At 45.4% G+C, this 335-nt stretch carries 1 protein-coding gene; it reads right to left on the reverse strand.

Going from position 1 to position 335, the window contains the following annotated elements; translation table 11 throughout:
- On the reverse strand, positions 1-226 hold a 226-nt coding region (locus A3757_RS02840), incomplete at its 3' end, for a hypothetical protein (protein WP_156506132.1).
- Positions 227-335: the final 109 nt, after the last annotated feature.

Below are 335 nucleotides of genomic sequence, written 5' to 3' on the forward strand. Positions count from 1 at the left end.
GCATATTCTGCGCCAATTCTGAAGACTCATCTTGCAAGGCGTCAGCAGGGATCTTTAAATAGGCTGATAATTCTTCTAGCCAGGCTTCCCAGGCATACTTCAAACTCAAACTAGCGCCAACAACGGCAGCCTGTGCAAGCGCAGCATTAGTACTTGTCTCTGCCTGCTTTGCTTGTGTTTGTGCTGCATACAAATAAGTGTTCACCCTGCTCTTAATATCACTCACCTAAAAGACTCCGTCGACACACACTTACAGCCCAGAAACCCTGTTAAATTGGATTTCCAGACTAATACCTGAGACTAATAAACGCTCCAGTATACCCCATTCAGAGCAT

The sequence above is a fragment of the Oleiphilus sp. HI0117 genome, assembly GCF_001635235.1.